Raw genomic sequence first — 23,069 nt, 5'->3', positions numbered from 1 at the left:
CCGGTATCAGTCGAACCATTCCTTGGGCACGTCGTGTTTGAGCATCAGTTGGCACTGCTGGCTTTCCGGTTCGAATACGATCACCGCCCGACCCTTGCCCAAGGCATGACGCACCCTCAGCACGCGGGTTTCCAGCGGTGTCTCGTCGCCATTGTCGGTGCCGTCACGGGTGACGAAATCTTCGATCAGACGGGTAAGGGTGTCGGCTTCAAGTTGGTCGTAGGGGATCAGCATGGGGTTCTCGCATGAATTCCCGCGATGCTAGCGCGGTTGAGGTCAGCAGGCTACATCCCAGGACGATGCTTCCATCCGGGCGGCAGGAGGTTTCCCACCGCCCTATGCCTCAAACCTCCTCGGTGCGCTGACCGATCAAGCTCTCTACAGCCGGTACCCGGGTGTCGGATTCCATCTGGGCATCATGTTCGAGCTGATGGCTGAAACGCTCCAGCGACCCTTTCGCCGGCTGTGCATCGCTGGCGAACACCGGCGGGCTGAGCATGTAGGCGCCCAGCAGACGGCTCAGGGCACTGAGGCTGTCGATGTGGGTGCGTTCATACCCATGGGTCGCATCACAGCCGAAGGCGAGCAGGGCGGTGCGAATGTCATGCCCGGCCGTGACGGCAGAGTGCGCATCGCTGAAGTAGTAGCGGAATAAATCCCGGCGTACCGGCAGTTCGTTCTCGGCTCCCAGGCGCAACAGGTGCCGTGACAAGTGGTAGTCGTAAGGGCCTCCTGAGTCCTGCATCGCGACACTCACTGCATGTTCGCTGGAATGCTGACCTGGGGCGACCGGGGCAATATCGATCCCGACGAACTCACTGACATCCCACGGCAGTACGCCTGCCGCGCCGGTACCGGTTTCTTCGGTGATGGTGAACAACGGATGGCAGTCGATCAACGGCTCGGCGCCACTGTCGACAATTGCTTTAAGTGCAGCCAGCAGGGCCGCGACGCCAGCCTTGTCGTCCAGGTGTCGCGCGCTGATATGCCCGCTTTCAGTAAACTCTGGCAGGGGGTCGAACGCGACGAAGTCGCCGATGCCGATGCCCAGCGATTCGCAGTCGGCACGGGTGGTGCTGTAGGCATCCAGACGCAGCTCGACATGGTCCCAACTGATCGGCATTTCATCCACCGCCGTGTTGAACGCATGCCCTGACGCCATCAAGGGCAGGACACTGCCGCGTATCACCCCGGTGTCCGTGAATACGCTGACCCGGCTGCCTTCGGCGAAACGGCTCGACCAGCACCCTATCGGTGCGAGGGACAGACGCCCATTGTCTTGCACCGCTCGTACGCTGGCGCCGATGGTGTCTAGGTGTGCGGAGACGGCACGGTCGGGACTATTTTGCTTGCCCTTCAAGGTGGCGCGAATGGTCCCGCGTCGGGTCAGTTCAAAGGGAATGCCCAGCTCTTCCAGGCGTTCGGCGACGTAGCGCACGATGGTGTCGGTGAACCCGGTTGGGCTGGGGATCGCGAGCATTTCCAGCAGGACTTTCTGCAGGTAATTCAGATCCGGTTCGAGGATTTTTGCAGGGGTCATGAGGGGCGCTCCTGAAGCGATGCGGTTAGCTGTGTGCCGGCAGGCTGTGTGGAAACAGCAGGTCGACGAAACGTTCGGCGGTCGGTTGCGGTTCATGGTTTGCCAGGCCGACCCGTTCATTGGCTTCGATAAACACGTACTCCGGCTGGTCGGCAGCGGGCACCATCAAATCCAGGCCCACCACCGGAATGTCCAGCGCTCGAGCCGCACGTACGGCCGCATCGGCGAGTACGGGGTGCAGGATTGCCGTGACGTCTTCCAGGCAACCGCCGGTGTGTAAATTGGCGGTGCGTCGGACCGCCAGGCGCTCACCCGGTGGTAACACGGTGTTGTAGTCGAACCCTGCGTCGCGCACTGTGCGTAGGGTTTCTTCATCTTGCGGAATACGGCTTTCTCCCGATGTAGCGGCCTCACGGCGTCGGCTCTGCGCTTCTATCAGCGCGCCAATTGCATGGTGACCATCACCGATGACTTCGGCCGGTCTGCGGACAGCGGCTGCCACCACCTCGAAGCCAATCACCACGATGCGCAGGTCCAGTCCCGGGTGATAACTCTCGAGTAACACCCGGCTGTCGAACGGGCGGGCGCGCTCGATGGCATTCTGGACGTCTTCAATCGTGCGCAGGTCCACGGCGACGCCATGACCCTGTTCACCATCGAGCGGCTTGACCACGATCTGCCCGTGCTCGTTCAGAAAATCCAGATTGTCATCGACGTTGCCCGCCAATTGCTGGGCCGGCAAATTCAAGCCTGCGGCCTTGAGTGCATGGTGGGTCATGCTCTTGTCCTGACACAGGGTCATGCTGACGGCGCTGGTCAGGTCACTCAGGGATTCACGGCAGCGCACACGACGTCCGCCATGACTGAGGGTGAACAGGCCGGCGTCGACATCATCGACCTGTACGTCGATACCACGTCGATGGGCCTCTTCGACGATGATCCGCGCATACGGGTTGAAGTCTGCTTGTGGTCCTGGCCCGAGAAACAAGGATTCATTGATACCGTTCTTGCGCTTGATGGCGAAGGTCGGCAGGTTGCGGAAACCAAGCTTGGCGTACAGGTTTTTGGCTTGCAGGTTGTCATGCAGCACCGAGAGATCAAGGTAGCTCAAGCCACGGCTCATGAAGTGCTCGATCAAATGCCGCACCAACACTTCGCCCACACCCGGCCGGGTGCATTGCGGGTCAACGGCCAGGCACCACAGGCTGCTGCCGTTCTCCGGGTCATGAAAGGCTTTTTGATGGTTGAGGCCCATCACGCTGCCGATCACGGCATTGCTGCTCTCATCTTCGGCAATCCAGTACACCGGCCCACCTTGATGGCGCGGGGTCAGCAGGGCAGGGGCGATGGGCAGCATGCCCCGCGCCAGGTACAGGTTGTTAATCGACTGCCAATCCGCATCGTTCTGCGCACGGCGAATACGAAAACCCCGAAACACCCGCTGTGCCGGACGGTAATCGCTGAACCACAGGCGCAAGGTATCGGACGGGTCGAGGAACAGCTGTTGTGGCGATTGCGCCAGCACCTGCTGGGGCGCCGCGACATACAGGGCGATGTCACGCTCGCCGAGCTTCTCATTGAGCAAGTCGTCAGCCAGCGTCGCCGGGTCAGGATAGGTGTGCCCGATCAGCAGCCGGCCCCAGCCGCAATGCAGGGCCAGAGGTTGGGCGTCAGGCTCGCTGCCGTCTTCCGCGAAGCGTGCTTGCAGGCGCTCATAAGAGGGCGCCTGGCCGCGCAACAGGCGTTGGCTAAAAGCCGAAGCATTGTGTTTCATCGATCAAAGTCCTTGTTCGCTGAGCCACAGGTTCAGCGCTGCGAGCTGCCATAGCTTGGAGCCGCGCAAGGGGGTCAATTCGCCCTCGGGATCGGTCAGCAGTTTGTCGAGCATGGCCGGGTTGAACAGGCCTCGGTCCTGACTCGGGTCGAGCAATAGGTCGCGTACCCAATTCAGCGTGTCGCCCTGCAAATGCTTGAGCCCCGGCACCGGGAAATAGCCTTTTTTGCGGTCGATCACTTCGGCTGGGATCACCCTTCGCGCCGCTTCTTTGAGTACCTGCTTGCCGCCATCGGGCAACTTGAAGCGCCCCGGTACTCGGGCCGACAGTTCGACCAGGCGATAGTCGAGAAACGGCGTACGCGCTTCCAGACCCCAGGCCATGGTCATGTTGTCGACACGTTTCACCGGGTCATCGACCAGCATGATCGTGCTGTCCAGACGCAGTGCTTTATCCACAGCGGCGTCGGCCCCAGGTTGGGCGAAATGCTCGCGGACAAAGTCGCCGGCTGCGTCATTGGCGGTCAGCCACTGGGGCTGCACGGTGGCGGCGTATTCGTCATACGTGCGGTCGAAGAACGCTGCGCGATAGGCCGCATAAGGGTCGCTGGCGCCGTCCACTTGTGGGTACCAGTGATACCCGGCGAACAGCTCATCGGCACCTTGCCCGCTCTGCACCACTTTGCAGTGCCTGGCCACCTCTCGCGAGAGCAGATAGAAGGCAATGCAGTCATGGCTGACCATCGGTTCGCTCATGGCACGGAACGCCGCAGGCAACTGCTCGATGATTTCGCTTTCGTTGATGCGCAACTGGTGATGTTGAGTGCCGTAGTGTTTGGCGATCAGATCCGAATACTGAAATTCGTCACCGCGTTCGCCGCCGGCATCCTCAAAACCGATGGAAAAGGTCGACAGCTCCTTGACCCCGACTTCCCGCAGCAGGCCGACCAGCAGGCTGGAGTCGACGCCGCCAGACAGCAGAACGCCGACATCCACCGCTGCACGTTGACGAATCGCCACCGCATCACGGGTGCTGTCCAGCACCCGGTCAGTCCAGTCTTCGAGGGTCAGATTCGCTTCATCGGCGCGCGGGCCATAGGGCAGATGCCACCAGACTTTCTGCTCGGTCTTGCCGCTGGCGTCGATGCGCATCCAGCTGGCAGGTGGCAGTTTTGCAATGCCCGCGAGCAGGGTGCGCGGCGCTGGAACCACGGCGTGGAAATTCAGGTAGTGGTTCAGGGCGACCGGGTCGAGCATCGGGCTGATATCGCCGCCTTTGAGCAGTGCAGGCAACGATGAGGCAAACCGCAGGCGCTTGTCGGTGTGTGACAGGTAGAGCGGCTTTACGCCCAGTCGGTCGCGCGCCATAAACAAGGTCTGGGTGTCACGTTCCCAGATGGCAAAGGCGAACATGCCGTTGAGTTTGGGCAGCAGATCGACGCCCCAGGCGTGATAGCCCTTGAGCAGCACTTCGGTGTCGCCGCCGGAATAAAACGGATAACCGAGTGCTTCCAGTTCAGCGCGCAGTTCCGGGAAATTGTAGATGGCACCGTTGAACGCCAGCGCCAGCCCCAGCTGATTGTCGACCATGGGCTGCGCCGAGCCTTCGGACAGGTCCATGATTTTCAGTCGACGGTGACCAAGAGCGATAGGCCCCTGGCTATGAAAACCCCAGGCGTCCGGGCCGCGAGGGGCCAAATGATGGGTGATTCGTTCAACCGCCGCGATGTCTGCCGGTTGATGGTCGAAACGTAACTCTCCAGCTAATCCGCACATGGTGCTTAAACCCTATGTGTTTCGGCACAATTGGCATCACTGGCTTTTTACTCGTACCACTTTCGTACCACTTTCCAACATTTTCAGCTTCTCAAGCTCTGCCCAATCGTTCGGCGAGCTGATCCACTTGGCGTATGTAGAAAGCAGCACTTGTACGCTGTGCCCGAGTTGCGCGGCGATGAATGCCGGGTTCATGCCGGCCATCAAGCACATCGTTGCGTACGTGTGGCGGGTGTCGTACATCCTGCGGCGTCTAATTCCTAATTTCCGCAAAGCAGTAAGCCAGTAACGTTTTTGACCAGTCTCAGAGCGTATGTACAACTCCGATTTCTCACCTGTTCCGCTCGGCGCGAAAACATAATCAGAGCGCGCCGCTGTGAGTGGTCTAGCCTTTTCGAGTGCGTGCAAAGCGCGATCGTTCAATAAAACTGTGCGTGGCCTCTTCGTTTTGGTCCGATCCTCGATGATTCCACGGATCTGAATTCGGCAAACATGTGCGGTTTTTTTGCGGGTATCGAGTTCGCTCCAGCGCAGCGCCATCACCTCACCCGGGCGCATCCCTGTGTAAAAGCAAAACTCGAAATAGGCCGCGTAGATTGCGGTCAATCCGCTCGTCGTTTTGTACAGGTGGGCGATGATGAGATCTGCTTCTTCCTTCGTAAACGGGTCAACGTCACGCTTCGGAACTTTCGCGCCGGGGATAGACAGGGCTGGGTTTCGGGTAACTATTTCGTCGATCATGGCCTGTTGGAATATCGACACCAATAAGCCGACCACGCCCTTGCGCCTCACCGGCGAGGTCCATTCAATCTCGTTCATGATCTTGCGTAATCTGACCGACGTGATGGTGTCGATAGGCATTTTGGCTAGATACGGAATCCAATAAACTTGCAGGGCCGACCTGTAGTTTCTGCGAGTGCCGTCGACGATCTGGAGGCTGTCTAACCAGTCTTGGGCGTAGTCAAAGAAAATAGGTGCGACTTGATCTTGCACGGCCACGCTGCGCGTATTAGGGAACAGCCCGGCATACTTCTCTGGCGTGAGAGCGCCGAGCTTGTCTAGGCCCTTTACTTGAGCACGTAAATTCGCTGCTGCTGAGATTCCTTTCGCAGTTTGGGGGAGGGGGAGCGTCTCACAGCACCGCTTCTTGTTCCAGGAGAAACGAATTCGGATTGACTGCCCGATAAGCTCGACCCCGGCTGGCAGGTCCATAGGCTTTCTACCCATTCCTCGTATCTCCGTTTGCTGTAAATAATCCGACCATCAATCTTCATCCACACCCAGTTGGGGATGACTCCCTTCTCCCGCTTGCGTTGGAGCGCCTTCGCAGTACACCCCACCAACTCTCCCATCCGTTTTTCAGTGATCTTGTCGTGCCCTGCGTCTTCGTGCAGGTTTTCGGCTGCGGCCATGTTGGCTACCTCTGCCCGTATCGGGCGCGATGGTGTATCTCCATGCCGCCCTATGGCGGCAGAAGGTAGGGAGGGGTTAGATAGCCAGGATGTGGCCGAACGGAACGCGGAAGCCGGCGGCGTTGCGATGACCGCCACCGCCATACTGCCGGGCGATTGCTGAGACATCCTCACCAGCATCAGAGCTGCGCAGGCTGAAGGATCGGCCTTCCGGCGTGTCCCAGTAGCAGGCGGCGAAGGGCTCGCCCGCAGACATCAGGTGCCCAGCATCGCTGGTCAGCGTGTACGGCAGGTTTGCCACTGGCACGTCATGGCCACCGATCATCATCCGGCGCTTGGCCACCCCGACCAATTCCGCGACGTCCTTGTGGTGCTTGCGTTCAATTGCCACCCCTTCGGCCCGCATCGTTTCAATGTCACCCTCAAAAAGCGCGTCCCAAACATCGAAGTCGTAAGGGAAACTGAACAGGCTTGCTTGTATTTCGCGAGTGCCGTCCAGCTTGAACAGCCAGAGGTCGCGGTCCTCGATGTGGTTGATCAGCGCCGGACGGGGTTCGCCGAGAAAGAAATAGTCCCAAGCGATGCCAGCGCCTGACCGGTTCATATCGAACAGTGCGTGCAGTCGCGGTGCCACCTGATGGTATTTGTGGTGAGGCCCAGCAGCAGGTATTTCCTTTAGATCGGCCTGCGCAGTCTTGTGGTGGTCAAGCACCAGTACAGATTCGGCCGTTTCTGCCATGACCATCAACGTTTCGAGTGGATAGGAGAAATCGACAATGATCACCTTCTTGCCAGTCACGTCGGGAGCGCGATGGCCGTGCGTTGCCGGAAAGAACTCGATGTCGCGCCCAACCATGGCACGGCGAACGACCCAGGCAGCGCCGAACCCATCAGCACAATTGCCGTGGTAAATACAGATGGTGGGGTGCTGGTTGTTGGGAATGGACGGTATTGCCGATGGACTTTCTTCGTCCACCTTGCAAGAGCCGCAGCCATCGCCGCAGGCCCCGCAGAAATCTTTGCCCGCTGCAACTGCGTCGATTTCATGCTGCAGGCTTGGCACATGTCGAACCCATACGCAGATCGGTCCGTCCTCGGTATCGTGGATAGAGAAGATGAACCAGCCATCGCCAGCAGGGTTGCTAGGCACCCATGCAGTGCAGTCGCAGAGACCTTCATCAGCCCAAGTTTCGAAAAGACCTTCCGGACCGTCGCTTTCCATCTCGAAACAGAGGGCTTCAAGACCGTGCTCCGCGAACCAGGTCATCGGGATTGCGTCTTCATCGCCATCGCGCGGCCACGCTGGGTGGGTCCAGAAGCCCATTTCATCGCGCTTGACTGGCAGAGGTTGAATCAAAACGGTTTCTTCAGGCATGACTTCGTCCTTACCGCTATAGCGGCTGACTTTGAATTGGGGGAGGGGTTTGGTGCACCGACTGGCGTGACTTGAGGCTATGGTCTATTGCTGTAATTCAGCGCGGATCTGAATCAGGAAGATCGATATGCATTCAGGTGTAGAACGGCCTTATCCGATGGATTACGACCATCCAAACGGAGAGAAAGCAAAGATTGACTTTGTCTGGGGCGATCCGGAAAGCATGACTCCTATCGGAATTATTATTCTTATCAAATATAGGGAGAGTTATGTAAAGCTCGGTGAGTCGACTGGAAAATGGTCGACTTTTGGAGAGGCGAAGGCGCGTGGTTTTGAGCTGGCATTCCAATTGATCGGCCTCTATGTTGGTATTTCTAATGTACTTGGCTTTGCAGATGCCATGTAGTGATGTGATTCGTTGGAATGGTAGCGCTCCGGCGTTTAGCGCAATAGGTGAGGCCAGGTTATGTGGCTGTGGCAACGGGTTCTGCGAGCGCTTGCTGTACCGCTTCGACGATACGGCGCAGATATGTGAAATCGTGGTTTTCCTCGATGGCATTACCATCAAGTGAGTAATGCCATTCATCACCGAATAGCTCTGTCAGAGGCTTACCGTGATGCCAGCATTCGTTTGGCGTCTCGATGTTACTCAGAACACCGATATCATTCCAAAGCTCGCGGGCCTCGCTTTTGCTCAGTTCGCCAAGTTCCCATTCGTGGCGCCCGGTCTGCTGGCGACGGCGCTGGACGATGCACTTTTTAGCGAAGGTATGGAGCGCGTCACCGTTGAATCGCGTGCTGCTGATCCCTCGATCCAGGCAGTTCAAGACGTAGTCCCAGCCGCAGTTGACGACGAACTCTGAAACAGTGCGCGGTCCCATCCCGCCCCAGTAGGCGTTCCAGCTCTTATCCCAGCAGTTGATGGTGATCTTGCCCTGGGCGGTCTGATAGTTCGGGTTCGATTCGGTCGGGCAATCGCGGCGGCCGAAGTCCTCGAGGAACACGGTGATCGGGTCGAGCCGAGGTGCGCCAGTGATCACCAGCTTCGTCACTGTCGAACGCTCAACCTTCAGTGGCTCAGCGATTTTGTTTTCTGTGGGCATGGGGCGTCCTATACCGGGTCATGCCCGGACTGGCGTGATTTTAGGTTGTGGTCTATTGATGTAATTCAGCATGGATCCAGATCAGGGAGAACGATATGCATTCAGATGCAGCAAGGCCCTATCCAGTGGATTACATCCATCCAACTGGAGAGCAAGCAAAGATTGATTTCGTCTGGGGTGACCCGAAAAGCGTGGCGCCTATCGGAATTGTCATTTGGGTGAAGGATGGAGAGAGTTACGCAAAGCTCGGCGAAACGACTGGCGAGTGGCAGACCTTCAGAGATGCAAAGCTGCACGGCATTGACCTGGCATCCAAACTTATTAGTCTCTATGCCGATCTTTCTGATGTTCTTGGTTGGGTAGATGTCAGGTAGTTGCGTGATTCGTTGAAATGATAGTGCTACGGCTTTCTGCGCAATAGGAGAGTGTGGGTCAGGCTGCGGCTGCCTGACTCTGAGTTGCTCGCCATGGATCGTTCGCCCGGGCCAACGCAGCCATAGGCGGAGGGCTGACGCTGTTACCGCACATGTGCACCTGCTGGGTCTTGGTGAACGGCTTGCCGTCTGCGCCCTTGTCGATGATGTAGTCGGCGGGAAATCCCTGCGCTCGGTACAGCTCAGCCGGTTGCAGCATCCGAAGGCGGATGTCGACGATCACGTAAGGCGTCCCCTTCACCATCACGGTGACCAAGGCCAGTCGATCCTTCGTGGTTATGGTTGGCGCTGGCTTGTTGAGTCCACTCATGTTCTCGGTACCGTAGTAGCTGATCAGGAATGCCGCAACCCGCAGGGCACCTTCTTCGTGTTCGGGTGAAAGCTGGAATGAAACCAGAGAGCTCTTCCCGCCGCCGCCCGCCGTAATAGTTGGCGCTGGCTCGTCAATGCACTGGCCGATGCTGGCGCCGAACTGGCGCTCGAGAAATGCACTGGCCAGGCCGTGGTGAGTTCCGCTTGCGCTTACAGTGTGCAGAGGCTCGGTCAGATCCCGGGCATCGCAGTTACCGCGAAAGTGCACCAGGTTGGCGGCAACCAGCTGCTGTTGGCCGCCGGTGTTCGTCACGGTGGTCATGGGCTCATCGACGCCCTTGGCGTCGGTGGTATTGAAACCGCCGTTCATCTGCGCCATGAAGGTGCTGACCAGAGCGTGCTTAACGCCACCAGCAACAACGGTACCGAGCGGTTGGTTAAGCCCCGGAACTCGCGGTTGTTGACCATTGCGCTCGCCGTAACCGGTTTGGATCAGGGTAGGGCTGATCAGTGTGAGTTCGCCGCGGTTGGCGCAAGTGATCGTCGGAAGCGGTTCAAGCGGATCGTTGATCCGGTCGCTGCCTTGGTGGGTTGCTGGCGCGATGATCGGGCTGACAACGGAGAACGCGCCGCCTTTCGGGTAGGAGGTAATAGTGCGCAACGGCTCATCCATCGACTGCACTGTCTCGGTCGACCAGTTCGCGATCGGCACGATGAAAGGTTTCGGGTTGTCGATGACGAACTTCTTCATGCCCTTCGCTACACGGCGGAGCGTGGCGGGTGCCAGATCCTTCTTCCGTCCAAAAATGCTTTTGCCTAAGTCGCTGAAGTCGATGCACTCGGCGGCGGTGCGCCATGGAAGCTGACCCTTTGCCGGTTTCTTCGCATGGGTTGGCTCTGGCCATACGACTGGCTGGCCATCACACCGAGCAATCATGAATAGGCGCTCACGGCTGGTCGGCGCGCCGAAGTCGCAGGCCTTGATCACGCGCCATTCGACGACGTAGCCCATGCCCTGCAGCTCGGCAACGAATCGCGACCAGGTCTGGCCTTTGCGTTTCGGATCGGGTATCAGGAATTGCTGCTCGAGCGGAACGACCTCACCTGGTACAGCGACACCGCCGCCCAGTTTAACGACGGGCCCAGTGTCTTTGCATCGTTTCGCAATCAGCGGACCCCACTGAAGGATCTGCTTCACGTTCTCCAGGCTGATCACCCGAGGTTGCTTCTTGCCGGCCCATTTGAGGCCAATCCATGACAGGTTACGGATCTCGCGCTTGCGCGGCTGGCCACCGGCTGCCTGGCTGTGATGCGTACAGTCTGGCGACATATGGAACCAGCCAACAGCCTTGCCGCCGCATTCGGTGTCGGGATCACCCTCGAACACATCAGTCGTGTAGTGCCTGGTATGCGGGTGGTTGACAGTGTGCATGCTGATCGCTGCGGGGTTGTGGTTTTTTGCCACGGTCACTGCGCGGCCAAGGCCAATTTCCAGCCCGGTACCGGCGCCACCGCCACCACAGAAGAAGTCCACCAGGATTTCATCGTCTTGCGGGTTGAAGCCAAGGCCGTACTGAGTTTTGAAATCAAAGGGGTGTTTCTTCTGGTAAGCGGACATAGGGGATCCTCGCCGGTATAGTTCCGGGATCTGCAGGGGAGTGGGTTATGAGCTGGGAAAGTATTTCTTACTGGATTGAGCATCACCCGGGCCTGGCGTCTTGGGTCCAGGCTCTAGGATCGATACTTGCAATCCTAGTTGCGGTACGCGTGGCCTCAAGTCAAAAACGCGAGCAGCTTAAAAATGAACGAATAAGATTCGAGCGCGACTGCGAGTTTTTGAAGGTCATTTCCGATAGAGCGCTCAGGGCAGCAAAACCAAATCCCGCAGAAATCACCGTACGCGATGCGGCGAGAATGCTCGTCGGTGTTTCATCGATCTTCAAAAAAATCGATTTGATGAGTTTGCCGCACGCCTCTTTGATTGAACCGGTATCTACTATCCGTGACGCACTTCAAGCTGCTGAGTCGTCAATTGAAGGCGAACCCAGAATCGAGCTGTATTTTGGGAGCAGTGAACACGATAAGTGGTATAGGCTTATTTTTCTGGCACGCAATCGACTACTCGAAGAGATCAATCGTATTTCTTAAATGGACTCGCTGCGTTCAGCCCAAATCAACCTTCCCCACTATTTTGAATGTCGTGATTCGTAGAAGTGGGGTATTTGTGTTCAGCTCCACCTGAAGCGAGAATACTGATGAAATCGACGGCGAAACCGCTAAAACTTTGCCCTGGCTGTCAGCAATCAATCCGAGCGGCTCGTTGGGAAAATCACGTAATCAAGTGCGCGAAAGTTATGGCATCAATGCTTCCAGCCAAAATCCGCGAGAAGCGGATAAAGTGCCTGATTGGAAGCGAACCTGAATTCAGCAGAGGCGATTTCAAAGCGCCAACGGAAACTACAACCATCGGGGCGTTCGGCTTGGGGAAAAGCAGAAAGCACTGATTTGTCACTGCATTCGGTGCAATAGGTGAGGAAGAGTTAGGCGGCTGGCTCGACCTTCAGCGTCACCGTGACTGGCCCGTCACGGAAATTGCCATCGACCATGCCGTCGAGTTGGGCGATTTCCTTTTTCGTGAGGTTCTTCCATTTCGCAATTAACCAGTCGCCCTTGAGCACAGCCACGGGATGCATCGCAGAAGTGTCGCTGCAGCTGTAGCCGTTTTCTTCTAGCCATTTTCGTGCCGCTTTCCAAGCATCAAAAGTTCCTGGTGCCTCGAATGTTTTTCGGAACATGAGGGGATTTCCAGTTAGGCGCCGCCCTCCGTGACCGGATGCGACAGTGGGTGGTGTGCTATAGAGTCGGAAACCCTTCAATGTTGAGGTTCACGGATGAAGTCGAAGCTTGAGCAGCAAGAGATACTGGTTAGCCGCCTGAAAGGCGTGAAGCTAAATGGTGTGTCAGAGAAATTCGCGATCACACCGGAAGAGGCGTTGTCCGCTCTGATGCGTAAGACCAGCAATAAACGCCGAAATAAAGCCAAGAAAAAAAAGGGAAAATGGTCGCCTGTGCTGCCTGGAAGTTTTGAAAGTTCGTCCCGCTGATCAGTTCTGCTCGATTATCTCGTCGCTAGGTTCTTTCTGAATGATGAGCAAGGGAGGGGCGCCCCATCTACAATTGGGCGCCGCTGAGGGTCAGTTCGGGCTGAATGTGCCAAGTGCCAGCTTGGCCGCCTCACCTACTTGAGCTTCGAGCACCGACTTGAACTCCTGGGCGATCTCCTCGCGCTGAACCTCTTCGCCGATCCAGCGCAGCTTCAGCGCTGGTTGCGCGCCGCTGGTGATGACCGAGATACGCAGCACGATTTCGCGCACGCTGAGGCCTTCGAACGGCACCACCGAGAACACCAAGGAAGTAGGCAGCGTTTCTTTGCTGCTGGCCTCGATAGCGTCCATCGCGCTGCGGCTGGCGCCGGTCTCACGCACGGTATGATCGCTTTCCGACGATGCCTTGATGGTGATGGTGCGCACTGCTGCGATCGCCTTCACGATACTGATGTCCTGCAGGTCCTCACCGACAGCCGTCAGCGACGCGTTCCAGTCCTCGATCCAGTCGCTCAATTCCCTCTGCGATAGGGTGCGCCCGCCAATCTCCCGAACTGCCTTGTAACCAGCCGTGGGTTTTAGCTTCAGCGCCGCGCGGTCGTCGGCGTGACCAGGGTTCGCGGCGTCGCCGATGTTGAACATCACCAGGCAGGACATTTCGTCCTGATCAATGAAGCCTTGAGCATTTACCACGGCTCGGTCGGTGACGTACTTACCGAAGTCCAGCAGGGAGTTTGTGGAGAAGGTGCCACGGAAGCGGCTGCGGCCAGCGGCGAAGCGCTCCAGGTCAAAGATCTTGGCGCCTTCCGGAAGAATGGCGGTCGGCATGAACGTACCCAGCGGTTTGCCGGTGGCGATCAGCGCGGTGTTGGTGATCAGTTGAATTGCTTCAGGGGTGAGGGACATTCGTCAAATCTCAATGTGGAAGGGAGGGCATTGCGGATGATCAGGTGCGGGGAATTACCGGGGCCTGGTCTTTGCTGAACAGCTGGGCGTGCTTCTCAGGAAACAGCGTTATCTTGCCGCCGCTGCCAACGTGCATCGGCGTGTCGAGGCTGGTGTTCTCGCTGCGGGTACCGCGCTTGGTTGGCACCTTGTAGTCGAGCTTGTGCTTGATTTTCACCTGGCTCGATTCGCCGATCTGGGCGAAGTCCAGGGTGATGACCAGCTTCCCGACCTTGCCGTGGTCAACGACACCGGCGGCGACTTCGGAAAGGGCGTGGCCGATCTGGCTGGCGAAGGCGCCGCCATTCAGCTCCTCGAGGAACTCGGCGGTATCGGTTGCGATGGGCATGGATGATTCTCCGGGAGGGCGTTGAGCCCGCTGGGTGGAAGATTGAGTTGAGGTTGTCGACGACGGCGGTGCACTTTGGTGTTGATCCGGCGCATCAAGTCTTCTTGCTGAAGGTGAAGCCGTTTTCCCTGGCAATAAGGGCTACGGTTTTTACGTGGATGCCCACGGCCTTTGCTGCTTCCGCAACGGTCAGCCCGGCATCGGCATGCTTTCTCAGTTCAGGTGCTTTGGCATCGCGCCGCGCCCTAAGCTTTTCGGAGTAGGTGGTGGTACCGGAGAATGTCGCGCTGGCGCTGACGCCGCGCGGTATGTCCTGAATCTTCTTGCCGGTAGCAAGGAAGTAGTCGATCTGGGCGCTGAGGTCAGCGATGGTCTTGTGCCGAGGGTCAGGCATTGGTACGCCGATCATTGCTGTGCACCTTCCGACAACACAACAACGACGCCGTCGGCTTTTGCCTCAAGCTGCTGAGCGAAGTTGACCGCATCCTTCCAGCTAAACCGGAATCCCTTCACCTTGCCGGTCGACAGCTCGATGATGTGGTATGCCTTCGGGCCCTTGGTCGTGACCTGATAGCGAACGGCTTGTGCAGGTGCGTCCCTGCCAATCAAGGCGTAGAAAGCTGCTGTGGCGATACTGGAGCGGACGTGAAGGGCTTTAACGCCGTCCACTCTCTGCTGAATTGATGGGTGCATGGCTGATCCTCTTGTTGGTTCACGTCTATTCGAATGCTTGCTCGACCTGAGCGCGTATTCGAATAAATGCGGGCAATAAAAAGCCCAGTCGTAACTGGGCTCTGTTTGGCTCACTAACACCTCCGTATGTGAACCTGACCTGGCGCGCATATGGCGGACCCGGTAATTGACGTTTACATGGCTGTAAATCCTCTTAGGGTTGTTCGGAGTTGATGAAGGTGGGCGGTTATAGGCCGCGATTTCGTCCGCATCGGGGTGTGATCTGATCGGAGGTGCGGTCGCTTCAACAGCCCGCCGTTCAACTCGCAACGCTACAAAAGCTCACCGCCAGGGGCTGCTTGATCGCTGGCTTCATCCTCGTCCTGCTGCGGACTTCAAAACAGATCACACTCCGATGCGGCCTGGTGCTGGGGAGTACCAGGTGCTCGGGCAGTTAACGTCAGGCTGACGTGGCGCTGGTTGATCAGTCGCTGCTGCTTGAGCTGGAAGAGCTGCTATCGCTCGACGAACAACTCGAACTGTCACTGCTGCTGTAACTGTCGCCGCCGCTGTACCCGCTACAGTGCGAGCGTGAAGGCGTGTCGTCGCTTGCGCTGTAGATCATCTGACTGGTTGGGTTCAGCGGGTGTAGGGGGTTGGTGTAAATGTCATCGTGATTCGGCTGACTGACCGTCGACGACAGGATGCTTTCGCTTCGAGCAGCGCGGCTGGGGTTGCCTACCGTGCCTCGCGGCGACCGGGCTGGCGGAGCGTGTTTCTCTGCGGGAGTTACGGCGGGTGGCTTGCGGCCGAATAACCTGGACAAGAGCTTGAACATGTCATCACCCTTTCTTTGAGTTGCCGGCCATCAGCACTATCAGCAGTAGCGACACTAGGATCAGGTCTCCCACCATTGAGAGGATGCGACTTGCTGAATCGACGAACACCACGCCGCCGGCAAGCCCGAAGGCTGCCCAGCGCCGGACCTTGTTGCTGAGCGCGCACAGCACGGTTACAGGTGGTCTTTAAGGTTGAGTCCGAGCAACTTGGCGCTACGCTCAAGCGCTACCATTTCTGTCGGTTCGATCTCGCCGTCAGCTTCTGCCACGGTGAGCATGATGTTGAGCACTGTCAGCGCCTCAGCAGGGCTGTGAGCTAGGTCACCAAGTTCTTTCTCCGCGTTTTGGCGCAGGATGCGCGCACCTGACTTGAAGTCAGTCTTGGCGCGGTCGATGGTGTTCGACAGCTCTGCACCGAAGCCTTGAAGCGATGGGTTGTTGCTGAGAATGGTCTCAACCTTGCTCAGTTCGCTTTCCTCGAGGTCGCCATCAGCTGCAGCGACGTAGATTGCTCCGTAAACCACAGCCTCCATCAGATCGCGGTTTGCCAGCTTGGCCACTGCGGCGCGAGCCTGACCGGTTTTCTTGCCGAACAATTTGCCTAACATGGTGTTACCTCTGAGTGGGGTTGCTTTCCCAATGCAGCCTGTTGCCAAGCTGCATCAGTGAAAGTTTCAGGCTAGGAAAATCCCGTCTTCGCTTTCATCTGGCAGGATCGGGTCGCCCGTTTGACGTCCCGAAGCTATATATCCGGCATGGATGACGATTGCCGGAGCCAGCGCAATGCATACCGGCGTGATGATCCTCCGGCGTATTGCCTCGGCGACCATTGCGGTTTGTCGGGTCACTCCGAGCTTTAGCATTGCGCTTGAAAGTCTTTTCACTACGGTCCCTGGCGAGATCCCGCAACTCTTTGCAATTTGTTTAGCTGTCTGGCCTTGGGCTACTGAAAGTACAAACTCCAGTTCCCGCGGAGCGAGCCCAAGTCCCAGCTCGCCTTTCCATGTGCCGTTGATCAATGTTCGTTCCATGTAATGCCTCGTCATGATTTTGTGGCCTCGTAAGGGCACACACGGCGATGGGTCATCAGTTGCATCCGATGCATTCACCGCCAGGGTGGGAGTTTTGGTTTTTGGTGATGGCAGTCATTTCACACTCCGGTTGTCATCCCAAAGCACCCTCATCGAAGGTGCTTCAGTGATGACTTTGTTTGCTCAGCCGACCTTGCGCACCGAAAGTCGGATACGGAAGCGGGCAGTGTTTCGGTGTCGTCCCTGAACTCAAATGCCGTATGGCGCCAGGGTTTGTCTTCATCGATGTTAAAGAGCGGCGAGGCCGCTGGCCTCCATCGCAGCGGTGTGTTGCTGCGATGGGTTAACATTACGCGCTGTAATATTACTGTTCAATACTTTGCGTAATGTTTTTTTTGAGCTTCTGTAATTTTATCGGTGGGCGTCGTAATTATTACGTGGCTGAAAACTGAAAAAGCCCGCGCTTGGCGGGCTTCTTTCAATTGTCGATGTACCGCTTCCACCCGATCCGAACTGACCCATCTGTAAGGCGGTCGACCTCCACTCCATCCGTTGCTTCGAGGTCGTCAAGCACGCGCGCCCAAGCGTCTGGCGGCTCATCTTCTCGGCGGCTGACGGTGACGGCCTGGATTTTCTGAACGCTAGGGTCTGCGACGACACGCTGAATTCGCCGGCCGACCAGCTCGTAAGAAGTTGGCGATGCGGGTGTAGCTGTACTGCTGATAGCCATGTGATCCTCCTTGGCATGACTGTATATATAAACAGTATTCCACTTGCAGGAGGACGGCAATCAAAAAGAGTACAGGTGTGCTCTTTCTGGCCGAGGGCACAAAAAAACCCGGCACTTGGCCGGGCTGATTCGAGGACTGTCTTTACCAGGTGGAGTAGGGCTACAGCTTCCCTGTCATGCGGACAGCGACACCGACAATTCGGCACTGCTCGTCACACTCGACCATCTTATAAGCGGGGTTGAGCGGCTTTAGATATCTGATCCCGCCATCTTCCACGAGCTTTTTGAAAGTCGCTTCGTTGCTGGCGGCTAGTTTCGCAATCACGAGTTTTCCCGGCTGAACATCTGCCTCGGTATCGACCAGGATCATCATTCCTTCCGGAACGCTGACGCCATTGGGCGAGGTCATCGAGTCGCCTTTGACCTCCAGCCAGAACGCTGGCCCCTTCGAGTCATAATCCGAGATTTCGTACCGATCTGAAAAGCCATCGGGGTAGGGCTGCACTGCTTCTTCCCAAGATCCAGCGGAAACCCAGCTGATGATCGGATAGCGATAAGTCTGGGATGGCTGAACGACCATCTTTACGTTGGATTCTTCGGTATTCGCCAGTTTCTGCACTTCAACAGTCATCGGTGGCAGACCAACGTATTTGAGGACGCCCGCGATGACATCCAGCGACGGCTCACGCCTGCCGCTCATCCAGTGCGCCACGGCGCCTTGAGTCACCCCGAGATGCTCTGCAAGCTTCTCTTGGGTGATTCCCGATTCTTTCATCTTGGCTTTGGCCAGCTCATACCATTTTTTCATGTGCACATCATTACGCTATGTATGGGTCCGTTCAAGTGACAGAACGTAATGTTACTTGCGCGCAATAATTACTGAACGTAATATCTGCGTACGAGTATGGAGAACCTCAATGTCCAACATGAAGACGATCCGCGAAACGGTCGGCATAACCCAAGCCGCACTTGCGCTGGCGGTTGGCCTGACTCAAGGCGCAATCGCCCATTACGAAAACGACCGGCGCAAGCCTGGCTTGGATGAGTGCCGCCGCATTGTTGCTGCGCTTAACGCCACAGGGGCTGATGTGAGTTTGGACGATGTTTTTCCACCCTTACTGGCAGCTGATTCGCATCAGTCCGGAATAAGCCAATTATCCGGCTAAGCGGGCGGTCGAGATAGTCCAGCTGATTAGCTGTTGTTTCATCCAGTACCAAATCGCAGACACAAAAAAGCCGACGGCAAGGTCGGCTTCTTCAACAACGGTGTATCAACGTGGGGCCATTATGAACACGATCACCACTTCAAGCAATACCGGGCCCGGAGCGACACATTTCGCGCAAATCGAAAACGTGGCACTACCCGTAACAATGTCGTCGCGTGAAATTGCCGACCTTGTCAGCTCCCGCCATGACAGCGTGAAGCGAACCATTGAACGTCTGGCTGAAAAGGGCTTTATCGGTACTCCACCAGTGGTGGAATACCTAGATGGCCTTGGCCGTCCGGCGATCCAGTATCAGGTTGGCAAGCGAGACAGCTTCGTCGTCGTTGCTCAGCTCAGCCCTTCGTTCACCGCAACTCTGGTTGATCGTTGGCAGGAACTGGAAGAGCAGGTTGCACGCCCATTTCAAATTCCAGCGACTTACGCCGAAGCGCTCCAGATCGCTGCCGACCAGGCGAAAGAAAACCAGCACCTACAACTGGTCATCCTGCAGCAGGCCCCCAAGGTCGCCGCAATCAAGCGTCTTGCTGCCGCCGAGGGCGCGATCTGTATCACTGATGCCGCCAAGCATTTACAGGTCCGCCCCAAGGTTCTGTTCGACTACCTGGCGCTGAATCGGTGGATCTATCGTCGTGGCGGGTCATCCCGCTGGATAGGCATGGAGCCCCGCATCACTTCCGGCTTCCTTGTCCACAAGGTCACATCCCTCAAGCCTGATACCGAGACTGGCGCCGAACGCGCTGCATTCCAACCCCTCATCACCCCGAAAGGCCTTGCACGTCTGGCCGAAAAGAATATTGGAGCTTCACTGTGAGCGTTCAAGCAATGTCCTGGGCGCTACAGATCGCCAAGGCCGACCTTCCTGATTCAAGTGCACGCCATGTGCTGCTGTGCCTGGCCAACTACGCCAGTGCGGACGGTCGCGGCACGTTCCCATCGGCCAATCGCCTGAGCGAAGACACGGGCCTGTCAGAGCGCACCGTTCGCTACAAGCTGGACCTGTTGCGTGAAGCCGGCTGGATCGCTCGGGGCAACCAGGCTCTCGCAGCCGTCTACATCGAACAGCATGACCGTCGCCCTGTTGTATATGACCTTCAGCTGTCGCGGGGTGCAAATTCTGCACCCCGTTTAAAGCGGGGTGCAACTGACGCAGCGGGGTGCAACCTACAACAGGACGGGGTGCAGAATTCGACAGAACGGGGTGCAGAATCTGCACCCAAACCACCACTTAACCATCAAGTAACCGAAGAGCAGCTGCAGCGCGAGATGTTGGCCGTCATCGCCGAGCAAGAACTCAAAGCGCTCGAGCCTACCGATGACCGCCAACGCTTCGCCATGTTCGCCGGCTGGGAACCTGACGCGAAAGGCATGGCTGACCAGCTCGCCATTGCTGGCCTGCCTGCTGACTCAGCCACAGCCGCCCAGATCACTAGCTTCAAGGGTTTTCATGTGGCCAAGCCCTCCACCGTGGATAGCGCTGCTGGGTGGTGCTTCCGGCTGGTTGCCTGGGTCAAGCGTGAGCGAGTCAAGACTGCTGGTGCAACGGCTCAGGGCGGCGCGGATAGTTTCGATGATGACGATACCGACTGGGTCAACGGGGGTTCGAAATGAAACAGGTTTCCGTGATTACTACCGGGCTGTGGGCGAAAGTCCAAACCGGTGAATTCATCCCCGCTGGCGAGATCGTTACGCCGCAGGTGCAGGAGGATCTGAATCGCCAGACCGCTACGGTCATCAACGGACTGTTCCGCGAACTCTGCTCAATCTTCCCTGCGTGGAAGCAGGCATGGCCTGACATGGCGACGTACAAGGCCGCCAAGCAGCAGTGGATGCAAGGCTTCCTCGAGGCGGGGATACGTAGCAAGGAGCAACTGCAGTTCGGGTTGATGCGCGCTCGTCAGGCCGCAAAAGACTTCGTTCCGAACGTTGGCAGATTCATCGAGTGGTGCACACCCACCGCCGAAATGCTTGGGCTTCCTGCTCTGGCTGCTGCACACCGCGAAGCCATCCGCAACGCTCACCCAGGCATGGCTGGGCAGGGAAAGTGGACGCACGACGCGGTATGGCACACAGCCAAAGAGTGCGGATTTGAAAGCCTGAACAAGCTGGAGACCGTCCTGAGCTTAAAGCTGTTTGAGCGCAACTACGCAATCACTGTTCGCCGCCTACTTGCCGGGTTGCCGCTGCAATCGATGCCGCTTGCGCTGCCTGACCGGATCGAGGCTCGCAGCACCGCAACGTTCGGCAATAACGCCCTGGCAGAGCTTCGCGCCCTGCGCGCTGGAGGTGCCCGTGGTTAATCAGCGCCTGGCCAAGCCAGACCCTGCCGTATACCGGTATGCCGTGCACTGCTGCTCTTTCAAGCTGGATCTCAGCTCGTATCCAGATCATGCCGTCGCGCTCTTTGCTCAAAAAGACATGGCAAGTGCTTACGGCGTGAGGATGTGGCCAACCACGTTCCAGGTTGTCGACCTGCTGGATGCCAAGGTGAGCGATCAATGAGCAAGCAGACGAAGTTGACCAAGGCTGCGCGCGGTCGTGATTGTCAGGTTCGCATTCCAGGCGTGTGCAATGGCGACCCTGATACGACCGTGCTGGCTCACTTCCGGATGGCGGGCACCCGCTGCGGTGTTGGCCTCAAGCCGAATGACCTGCAGGGTGCTTGGGCGTGCAGTGCCTGCCATGACGCGGTCGACTCGCGACGGAACACTGACTACAACCACCACGAACTCCGGGTCATGCACCTTGAGGGCATGGTGCGAACCATCGACATTCTTGTCGCTGAAGGGAAGGTGGCTGCGTGACGGTCGTTCAGGAGTTGCTGCTGCCGTGGCCGCCCAAGGTGCTCAGCCCCAACGCGCGTACGCACTGGGCCACAAAAAGCCGTGCCGCCAAGACCTACCGCAATGCTTGCTTCCTGCTGTGCCGCGCCGCTGGCCTGCCGGTGCCCGCCGGGCGTGCGCTGCTGTCGCTCGAATTCATACCGCCAGATCGCCGTCGCCGTGACGATGACAACTGCATCGCCGCGTTCAAGTCCGGGCGTGACGGTGTGGCGCAGGCCCTGGGTATTGATGACAGCCGATTCGTGACACAGCTGCAGATCAGTGCCGAAACCATCAAGGGCGGCGCCGTCCGTGTTCGCATTTCTGATTACGTTGAGGCTCAAGCATGAGCACCGCCGCCGTAAAGATCACTGACGCCGAAATCAAACGGCAAGCCGCCTGCACCGTCCGGGATCTTCGCGACGTTGAGAACCGCGGCCTTTATCTGCGTTTCACTCGGGACCGCGCCCGTGCGTCGTGGTACCTGGTGCGCAAGGGGAAATGGAACCTCGTCGGCAGCTTCCCTGATCTGAGTGCCAAGCAGGTCGTCGCGGCGTTGCCAGGCATTCGCCTTCGCATCGAGGCAGGTGCCAACTCAACACTATCCAAATGGGCGACCACAGGTGAGCTGCTTGATTGGTTCGCCGAGCGGTATTCGCGCGACCGAAGCCTGTCGAAAAAGCGCAAGGACACAAGTGCGTCGATGCTCAGGCGTCACCTCGTACCATGCTTGGGGGAAGTAGCCTTGGCCAGCATCGACAAAGCCACGCTGGACATCCGCTTAATTTGGCCGATGCAGCAAACCGTTGAAATCGACTACGTTCGATCCGCATTCCAGCTGCTTGCGCTGGCCTTCCGGCAGGCATTCAAGCTGCGGCTGATATCGGCAAACCCTATGCAAGACATCAAGTTCAAAGACTTCTCAACAGCAAAGGTCGGGATCAAGGCGTCCCGGCTGCGCGGTACCCAGCTGCAAGAGCTGCTTCACCATCTGGCCGGCGTCATCGAATCCAATCCCCACGACGGAATGCTAGCCGTGATGATGCTCTGTCACGGTACGCGCATTGGTGAATCCCGGCTGGCCCGGTGGTCCCACATCAGCCTGGCTGAGCGCGAGTGGTTCGTTCCCAGCGAGAACACCAAGACCGGCGTTGAGCATCATCTGCCACTGACAGACCAGGTGCGGCAATTGCTGATCTGGTACCGCGACAAACAGCAGGCCGCTGGCTACGACGGGCAGTTCCTGTTCCCCGGTCGCGGCGGTGAAGGTCTCAGTGAGGGCCGGGCCAGTGCGGTATTCGCTCGGGTAGGGAAGGGTGAGTGGACCAGCCATGACCTGCGCAAACTGGCTCGCACCTGCTGGGCAGACATAGGGATCGATCACCTGATTGGTGAGCTGCTGATCAACCATGCCATGGGCCACAACGTGAAGGTTTACGTCCAGTCGGGCGTGATGGCCCGCAAGCGTGATGCCCTGATGAAGTGGAACGCCCATCTAGACGGGAGGGGCTTTGACCTGATTCACGCATTGACCGGCTTTAGATTCGAAGATTCTGATAATCAGCTACAGCCCACGGATGGCGTGCTCTCTGGCGCAGTTGCCAACACCACCATAGGCGAGGTTTAAA

29 protein-coding genes are annotated in these 23,069 nt (G+C 57.7%); 12 read left to right on the top strand and 17 right to left on the bottom strand.

Annotation, left to right across the window (positions count from 1 at the left end; genetic code table 11):
• Positions 1–6: 6 nt before the first annotated feature.
• From RHM55_RS07410 to RHM55_RS07385, 6 genes are all read right to left on the bottom strand, one after another.
• A complete protein-coding gene (locus tag RHM55_RS07410; RefSeq protein ID WP_322180694.1) occupies positions 7–234 on the bottom strand; it encodes a YheU family protein in 228 nt (75 codons plus the stop codon).
• Between the two features lie 109 nt (positions 235–343).
• On the bottom strand, positions 344–1,540 hold the full coding sequence (locus RHM55_RS07405; RefSeq protein WP_322180692.1) for an osmoprotectant NAGGN system M42 family peptidase: 1,197 nt from the start codon (positions 1,538–1,540) through the stop codon (positions 344–346).
• 25 nt (positions 1,541–1,565) lie between these two features.
• Positions 1,566–3,314: an N-acetylglutaminylglutamine synthetase gene (gene ngg / locus RHM55_RS07400; protein ID WP_322180690.1), complete on the bottom strand. Its 1,749-nt coding sequence runs from the start codon at positions 3,312–3,314 to the stop codon at positions 1,566–1,568.
• 3 nt (positions 3,315–3,317) lie between these two features.
• A complete protein-coding gene (locus RHM55_RS07395; RefSeq protein WP_322180688.1) occupies positions 3,318–5,090 on the bottom strand; it encodes an N-acetylglutaminylglutamine amidotransferase in 1,773 nt (590 codons plus the stop codon).
• 36 nt (positions 5,091–5,126) lie between these two features.
• Positions 5,127–6,317: a tyrosine-type recombinase/integrase gene (locus RHM55_RS07390; protein ID WP_322180686.1), complete on the bottom strand. Its 1,191-nt coding sequence runs from the start codon at positions 6,315–6,317 to the stop codon at positions 5,127–5,129.
• 261 nt (positions 6,318–6,578) lie between these two features.
• The gene (locus RHM55_RS07385; protein ID WP_322180684.1) at positions 6,579–7,877 is read right to left on the bottom strand and encodes a hypothetical protein; all 1,299 of its coding nucleotides are present in this window, start codon (positions 7,875–7,877) and stop codon (positions 6,579–6,581) included.
• Between the two features lie 127 nt (positions 7,878–8,004).
• Here RHM55_RS07385 and RHM55_RS07380 point away from each other — a divergent pair, with 127 nt between their 5' ends.
• Positions 8,005–8,283 carry a hypothetical protein gene (locus tag RHM55_RS07380; protein WP_322180682.1) on the top strand — a complete coding sequence of 93 codons (279 nt, stop codon included), beginning with the start codon at positions 8,005–8,007 and terminating at the stop codon, positions 8,281–8,283.
• A 58-nt stretch (positions 8,284–8,341) separates the two neighbouring features.
• On the opposite strand, the gene RHM55_RS07375 is transcribed toward RHM55_RS07380, so the two are convergent.
• The gene (locus tag RHM55_RS07375) at positions 8,342–8,980 is read right to left on the bottom strand and encodes a hypothetical protein (RefSeq protein ID WP_322180680.1); all 639 of its coding nucleotides are present in this window, start codon (positions 8,978–8,980) and stop codon (positions 8,342–8,344) included.
• Positions 8,981–9,075: 95 nt separating this feature from the next.
• Here RHM55_RS07375 and RHM55_RS07370 point away from each other — a divergent pair, with 95 nt between their 5' ends.
• A complete protein-coding gene (locus RHM55_RS07370) occupies positions 9,076–9,354 on the top strand; it encodes a hypothetical protein (protein WP_322180678.1) in 279 nt (92 codons plus the stop codon).
• A gap of 58 nt (positions 9,355–9,412) precedes the next feature.
• Here RHM55_RS07370 and RHM55_RS07365 read toward each other — a convergent pair whose 3' ends face one another.
• A complete protein-coding gene (locus RHM55_RS07365; RefSeq protein WP_322180676.1) occupies positions 9,413–11,344 on the bottom strand; it encodes a DNA cytosine methyltransferase in 1,932 nt (643 codons plus the stop codon).
• Positions 11,345–11,391: 47 nt separating this feature from the next.
• On the opposite strand from RHM55_RS07365, the gene RHM55_RS07360 reads away from it, so the two are divergent.
• Positions 11,392–11,874: a hypothetical protein gene (locus tag RHM55_RS07360; protein ID WP_322180674.1), complete on the top strand. Its 483-nt coding sequence runs from the start codon at positions 11,392–11,394 to the stop codon at positions 11,872–11,874.
• 392 nt (positions 11,875–12,266) lie between these two features.
• Here the strand turns inward: RHM55_RS07360 and RHM55_RS07355 are convergent, their stop codons facing one another.
• Complete coding sequence (locus RHM55_RS07355) at positions 12,267–12,521, bottom strand: hypothetical protein (RefSeq protein WP_322180672.1); 255 nt, start codon at positions 12,519–12,521, stop codon at positions 12,267–12,269.
• A 96-nt stretch (positions 12,522–12,617) separates the two neighbouring features.
• On the opposite strand from RHM55_RS07355, the gene RHM55_RS07350 reads away from it, so the two are divergent.
• Positions 12,618–12,830 (top strand): hypothetical protein, encoded by a 213-nt coding sequence (locus tag RHM55_RS07350; RefSeq protein WP_322180670.1) that lies wholly within the window; start codon positions 12,618–12,620, stop codon positions 12,828–12,830.
• 90 nt (positions 12,831–12,920) lie between these two features.
• On the opposite strand, the gene RHM55_RS07345 is transcribed toward RHM55_RS07350, so the two are convergent.
• The 8 genes from RHM55_RS07345 to RHM55_RS07310 form a co-directional block, all read right to left on the bottom strand.
• Positions 12,921–13,736: a DUF2303 family protein gene (locus RHM55_RS07345; RefSeq protein ID WP_322180668.1), complete on the bottom strand. Its 816-nt coding sequence runs from the start codon at positions 13,734–13,736 to the stop codon at positions 12,921–12,923.
• 40 nt (positions 13,737–13,776) lie between these two features.
• Positions 13,777–14,124: a hypothetical protein gene (locus RHM55_RS07340; protein WP_322180666.1), complete on the bottom strand. Its 348-nt coding sequence runs from the start codon at positions 14,122–14,124 to the stop codon at positions 13,777–13,779.
• A 94-nt stretch (positions 14,125–14,218) separates the two neighbouring features.
• Entirely contained in the window at positions 14,219–14,533 is a 315-nt protein-coding gene (locus RHM55_RS07335) for a hypothetical protein (protein ID WP_322180664.1), read from the bottom strand.
• The gene (locus RHM55_RS07330; RefSeq protein WP_322180662.1) at positions 14,530–14,817 is read right to left on the bottom strand and encodes a hypothetical protein; all 288 of its coding nucleotides are present in this window, start codon (positions 14,815–14,817) and stop codon (positions 14,530–14,532) included. The genes RHM55_RS07335 and RHM55_RS07330 overlap by 4 nt, the downstream gene beginning before the upstream one ends.
• 991 nt (positions 14,818–15,808) lie before the next feature.
• Positions 15,809–16,243, bottom strand: coding sequence for a tellurite resistance TerB family protein (locus tag RHM55_RS07325; protein WP_322180660.1), 435 nt, complete (start codon positions 16,241–16,243; stop codon positions 15,809–15,811).
• Positions 16,244–16,309: 66 nt separating this feature from the next.
• On the bottom strand, positions 16,310–16,666 hold the full coding sequence (locus tag RHM55_RS07320; protein WP_322180656.1) for a helix-turn-helix domain-containing protein: 357 nt from the start codon (positions 16,664–16,666) through the stop codon (positions 16,310–16,312).
• Positions 16,667–17,144: 478 nt separating this feature from the next.
• Positions 17,145–17,396 carry a DUF1654 domain-containing protein gene (locus tag RHM55_RS07315; protein ID WP_322180654.1) on the bottom strand — a complete coding sequence of 84 codons (252 nt, stop codon included), beginning with the start codon at positions 17,394–17,396 and terminating at the stop codon, positions 17,145–17,147.
• A gap of 160 nt (positions 17,397–17,556) precedes the next feature.
• Positions 17,557–18,204, bottom strand: coding sequence for a LexA family transcriptional regulator (locus RHM55_RS07310; RefSeq protein ID WP_322180652.1), 648 nt, complete (start codon positions 18,202–18,204; stop codon positions 17,557–17,559).
• Between the two features lie 109 nt (positions 18,205–18,313).
• On the opposite strand from RHM55_RS07310, the gene RHM55_RS07305 reads away from it, so the two are divergent.
• The 8 genes from RHM55_RS07305 to RHM55_RS07270 all read left to right on the top strand — a co-directional run bounded on the left by RHM55_RS07305 (position 18,314) and on the right by RHM55_RS07270 (position 23,068).
• On the top strand, positions 18,314–18,562 hold the full coding sequence (locus RHM55_RS07305) for a helix-turn-helix transcriptional regulator (protein WP_322180650.1): 249 nt from the start codon (positions 18,314–18,316) through the stop codon (positions 18,560–18,562).
• 121 nt (positions 18,563–18,683) lie between these two features.
• Positions 18,684–19,433: a phage antirepressor KilAC domain-containing protein gene (locus RHM55_RS07300; protein ID WP_416152003.1), complete on the top strand. Its 750-nt coding sequence runs from the start codon at positions 18,684–18,686 to the stop codon at positions 19,431–19,433.
• A gap of 11 nt (positions 19,434–19,444) precedes the next feature.
• Complete coding sequence (locus RHM55_RS07295; protein WP_322182780.1) at positions 19,445–20,230, top strand: helix-turn-helix domain-containing protein; 786 nt, start codon at positions 19,445–19,447, stop codon at positions 20,228–20,230.
• Entirely contained in the window at positions 20,227–20,919 is a 693-nt protein-coding gene (locus tag RHM55_RS07290; protein WP_322180648.1) for a replication protein P, read from the top strand. Before RHM55_RS07295 ends, RHM55_RS07290 begins: the two co-directional genes overlap by 4 nt.
• Entirely contained in the window at positions 20,912–21,121 is a 210-nt protein-coding gene (locus RHM55_RS07285; protein WP_322180646.1) for a hypothetical protein, read from the top strand. The genes RHM55_RS07290 and RHM55_RS07285 overlap by 8 nt, the downstream gene beginning before the upstream one ends.
• Complete coding sequence (locus RHM55_RS07280; RefSeq protein WP_322180644.1) at positions 21,118–21,423, top strand: DUF1364 domain-containing protein; 306 nt, start codon at positions 21,118–21,120, stop codon at positions 21,421–21,423. Before RHM55_RS07285 ends, RHM55_RS07280 begins: the two co-directional genes overlap by 4 nt.
• Positions 21,420–21,791 carry an endodeoxyribonuclease RusA gene (locus RHM55_RS07275; protein WP_322180642.1) on the top strand — a complete coding sequence of 124 codons (372 nt, stop codon included), beginning with the start codon at positions 21,420–21,422 and terminating at the stop codon, positions 21,789–21,791. The genes RHM55_RS07280 and RHM55_RS07275 overlap by 4 nt, the downstream gene beginning before the upstream one ends.
• The gene (locus RHM55_RS07270) at positions 21,788–23,068 is read left to right on the top strand and encodes a tyrosine-type recombinase/integrase (protein WP_322180640.1); all 1,281 of its coding nucleotides are present in this window, start codon (positions 21,788–21,790) and stop codon (positions 23,066–23,068) included. The genes RHM55_RS07275 and RHM55_RS07270 overlap by 4 nt, the downstream gene beginning before the upstream one ends.
• Position 23,069: the final 1 nt, after the last annotated feature.

The sequence above is a fragment of the Pseudomonas sp. MH9.2 genome, assembly GCF_034353875.1.
Classification (GTDB): Bacteria; Pseudomonadota; Gammaproteobacteria; order Pseudomonadales; family Pseudomonadaceae; genus Aquipseudomonas.
This window is presented reverse-complemented; position numbering and strand designations above follow the sequence as displayed.